Annotated in this window: 1 protein-coding gene; it reads right to left on the bottom strand. The window is 46.4% G+C overall.

Annotation, left to right across the window (positions count from 1 at the left end; translation table 11 throughout):
• Positions 1-4918, bottom strand: a 4918-nt coding sequence (locus tag ACIQ32_RS12225; RefSeq protein WP_396195959.1) for a beta strand repeat-containing protein, incomplete at both ends; no start/stop codon positions are given.

The following is a 4918-nucleotide window of genomic DNA, read 5'->3' as shown; positions in this document are numbered from 1 at the left end:
CCGAAGTAGTGAAGTTGTTATCCATCAACACATTGTAAAACACTTCTGTTCCTAAAGGCGCAACCGCACTGATGATTTGTGGCGTTGGCGCACCAATAAAATGTACGGTACCGTTTCCTTCATCAAAGGCATTGTTGTTTTTGTTGTTGGTCCAATTACCATACAAGTAAATTTGACCGTCGGCAGTAGCATTATTGCCGTCATTCATATCGAAGGCACCGTCTGCTACTGTATTGTTTATGATAAGATTACCGTGTATTTCTAATTTGTTGTTGCTGTTACCGGAAACTTCTAAACCTTCTCCGCTAATGGTTAAATTTTTTGCTTTGGCAATATAGTTTTGGTAAATCGCAAAAGGCGCAGTGGCATCCACTACGGCTCTTCTATCATAAGTGGTATCAGGAATTAATACATCAACTGTAGCCGTAGGAACGATCAAAGTATCCCAGTTTTCACAGTTGAACCAGTTGGTGTCTTTGCGTCCGCTCCATCTTCCGTTTACGTAAATATCGGTATCAATGTACACCAAAGTACAGCCTCCCAAATAATTAAAACCTCCGGCATTATAAGCCGTATTATCCGCATAAGAATCCCAATTGGCTTGGTCGTTAATTAAAGTAATCCAATCGAATTTCCCTCTGGTCAAGTTGGTGAAATCGGTGGCGTCGGGATCGTCAAACTTCACGCGTCCGTCTCCTACAGGAGCGGTTGTATTAAAACATTCCATCCCCGGGTATAAGGTAGACCAGCGCGTACAACCATCGGGTCCACTGCCCGAAGGAACACATAATCCGTCGCCCGGAGTCGTATTCCAACCACTTTCCGTCCAACCGTATAATACATTTCCGGTGTAGGTAGAAGAGTGCCCGGTATCGTTATTCCAAACACCTCCTTGCATAAACCATACATCATCATCACTGTTAATTCCCAAACCACCTACTCCGCTGCCGGAGATAGCCGACTTGGTCCAATTGGTGTCAATGGCTCCACAAGTATACACATCAAATTGACTGGCAGCCGTAACCGATGTATTGGTGGTTTGTATGGTGATAATGGTTCCTTTCGGCAAAGTACTACCGGTTCTGGTTATGGTAATTACGCCTTCGGTTCCACCCCAAAGATTGGCAAACAATCTTTCGTAACCGTTATCGGTAATAAATAAAGAAGTACCCGGTAATAAGTCTCTGAAACACACAAAAGCAATTTGGTCTAAACCGGTTCCGTCATAATTATAATTCACTGCCAAAACAGCCAAATCACCCGGGGTTAAAACCGTAACTACCGAAATATCAAATAAGGTACTTCCGGCTCCGGTTAATCCGACGGCTGTAGTGCCCATTGTGTAATCGGTTCCGATTGCGGTATGAATAATTCCGGTAAAAGTAGCTTCTCCGGCAACCGCCGCAACCGTAAGAGGTGCGCCGGTCATGGTTCCGGTACTGGTTAAACTAACATTTCCTGTAAAATTAATGTCTTTGTTGCCACAATTGTCTGTAGCCGTTACCACCACATTGCTCATGGCACTGTTAACGCCGGTGGTAATAGGTTGTGTGGTAAATAACAATTTGGTCGCTACTACATTAATCACATTGGTAGTATTTGGAGTGGCGCGTGTATAGGCTGTTATTAATCTGCCCGAACCTGCCGCGCTGAACACTATATTGGTTGCATTGTTTACAATAGCCAAACCAAAATCTTCGCTGTCTAAGGCATCCGGACCTAAAGGACATTTCAAGGTCAGTCGAAGGGAAAGGGTTTTTTCTGTTCCATCGGCTACCGAAACATTCATCCCGGTAAATTGAATTTGAGTCGCCGTTACCGTTCCCGTTCCTACCAAAGTAGCCCCGTCGAATAAGGCTACTGATTGGATGCCATCGGACCAAGTGCCAACCGCATTATTTACTGATTGGGTAATCATTAAATCGGTTAAAATAGTCGGCAAGTTATCGGTATCTAACAAATCAGCGCCACCGTCTCTCACTTTAAATTGCCACGCTTGAACCCCGTCGGTTACCGTTGTAATGGTACCGTTAACGGTTGTTGGAATAATAGCCGCTTCTGAAGCAGTTACCCCTATTATATCCGATTCGGCAGTTCCGGTTCCTACACCGCTAAAGTTTAACACATAATTCGCCTCATCCGTATCATTGCTCAAGAAGGTGATACTTCCTGTAAAAGTACCGGTGGCGACTGGTGCAAAACGAATGGTAAAAGTAGTTGGTGTAGCATTAACCACAGTTACAGTATAACCCATAGTGGTTTGCAAACTGTAGGGCGGATTTCCGGTAAAAGTATTGTTGTACAACAACAAGTTTTGGTTGCCTAGATTTTCTAAAGTGAATACCACATCAACAAAATTTCCGGCCGGTGTGCTGGCAAAGGTATAAATACTTCCGGTTAAATAATTGGTAGCGCCTTGTCTGATGTTGATATCGGCATCGCGCAAACCTCCGGTACAATGGTTGATAGCCGGCAATGCTGTTATCCCTGAAAGCGAAAGGGTATTAGCGTTTAACGGCGCTGTTCCGGTGGTTGACCAAGCTGTGCCGTCCCATTGTTGCGATAGCGAAGAGGTTTCGGTACCATTGATATCCGCCGGTAAATACGTACCGTTAAAATTATATGTAGCCGTAAAAGTACCGGCTTTGGTAATCGACCAATATCTGGAAATAAAATGGGTAGACGCAGTCATGTTTGGGTGTTTGGCATCTACTACCGAAACCCCTAAATAATCTCCGGCGTTCAAACTGGCTCCTGCCGTTAGACTGATGGTAGCCGGCGAGTAGTCCATAGTGCCGGTTTTGTCCCCTATCGGATAGATAAAACTGGATGGCGCTGCAATAAACTCCTTGCTCAACGTTCCGGTGTTCTCGGCTATGATATAGTTGGAAGCGCTTGCCCCGGTAATAGCAGCGGCAGCTCTTAAACTCATCGTGTTCACATCTAAATCGATGATCCCTGAAGTAAGCGTTAAGCCGGTATTGATGGTTAAGGCCGAACCCATGACACAACCAATGGCACCCGAAGTACGGTTTAGGGTAAAGTTGGCCAAGTTCAAGTCGTTGATAAATCTTATCGTTCCGATACTGCCTGTTCCTTGTAAAGTAAGGTTAGACGTGATGCTTCCCTCAAAACTACCGCCGCCGATAATAGTATTGGCCACGCCGGCTGTTCCTATGGTAAGCGATTCGTTGTTCAAGTCGAAGTTATCGGCTGCACTGCTGTAACTGATGGCATTTCCGCCAAGTGGTGCAGATATGGCAAAAGTTCCGGTACCGGTTAACTGTACTGTAGTGCTACCCGAAGCCGGAGCAAAAACCACATACGGTAGGGTAAGCGGATTTAATGAAGTTGATACCACTTGGGTAGCGGCATTGTTGGTGAAATAAACCGCTCTGTCATTTCCGTTAAAAACACCGGTCCCGTTCACAGTTAAGTTTCCTCCTATTTTGATGTCGTCTCCGGCGGCTTGTCCTAAAGTTAAAGTTCCTGCACTCACCGAAACGTTGCCGCCTACTACTAAAGCACCTCCGGCCGAAACACCTCCATAATTCATATGTAAGGCAGCTGTGGCATTACTGATGGTTAACGACCCGGCCATAGCCTTGATGCCTACAGCGCCCGAAGCCGCTCCGTTGATGTAATCCAACACTGTGTTAGCCGTTGGAATGGTTACATTGTTAGGATAACCCGGTGTTACTCCGATGGTTCCCACACCCAAAGCACGCCATTCAAATCCGCGACCATACACTCCTCCGGTGCTGTATTGCAAAGTAGAAGCGGCGCCGTAAATAGGCGAATTGGTGTTCACAAAACCATTGGCATTGATTCTTAAAGTTCCGTTTACGGTAAGCGCATTGGCTACCGCGATGTCGATGCCGTTGTTCAAGGTTAAGGTTCCGTTTACCGGTCCTACCGCCATGTTCAAACGGGTTGGCGAGTTGGCCGAAATGGTTACGTTAAACGGCGGATTGGCTACCGGCCAAAAGGCTTGTCCGGCATTCAAGTTGTAATACGTACTGTTGGCATGGTTCATCACCAAGGTACTGGCCCCGCCATATACAAAGTTATTTCCGGTGGCATACCCTCCGTTTTGGATGGTAAAAGTTCCGTTTACGGTGGTGCTGCCGTTGTTGGTATAAGTAAAGGCTCCGGTAGATAAACCGGCTCCGAGATTAATTACTGTAGTGGTTCCGGCGTTGCGGGTAATATTGGCACCGCTGGTAGTGTTGGTTACCAAGTGCGCTACAATTACATTGTCTGTATTGGAAGGCACTACACCGCCTACCCAAGTGGTGCCTACATACCAAGGACCGTTTTGTGTAGTAATTTTAACCGGTGCGGTAATGGTTTGTGTACCGCCTGCAGTAGCGCTACCCGATTTGGTGCCCGAAGCAAACGTTAGGTTGGCATTGGCAATAGCATTTAAATTGATGGTGTTGTTGATGTTAGCCCCCGAGGCCACATTGGCGGTAACCCAAAAATAGCCCACGCCTACCGGAATAGATTGCGTTAAGCCTGTAAAGTTAAGCGTTTCACCACTGCCGGCTGCTGCCGAACTCAAGGTGCCCAAAGCCGTAGCCGTACCAAAAGTATTGGTAGCACTGTACCAAAGGGTAAAGCCCGAAGCCGCAATATCCGCCGCTTGGTAATTGCCCGAGGTGGTAAACGAAGCCGAATTTAAAGTAGCCGCTACATTGGTCACGGTAACTTGAAACGACGATAAAATATGATTGGCAGCACCTTGCCCTACGGTGTTGGCTGCGATTTGTGTGCCGTTATCGGCTAGGGCAACCACAGGACCTGAAGGCAAAGCTGTTACACTAACATTGTCTAAACCAACTCCTTGCGAGTTAGCTCCTGTGGTGTTGAAATTCCAACGCAAATAAAAATTACCGCCATTAGGAATGTTAACGCC

The sequence above is a fragment of the Flavobacterium sp. genome, from assembly GCF_044373165.1.
Classification (GTDB): Bacteria; Bacteroidota; Bacteroidia; order Flavobacteriales; family Flavobacteriaceae; genus Flavobacterium.
The sequence above is the reverse complement of the archived record's forward strand: the minus strand, read 5'-3'. Positions and strand labels throughout refer to the sequence as shown.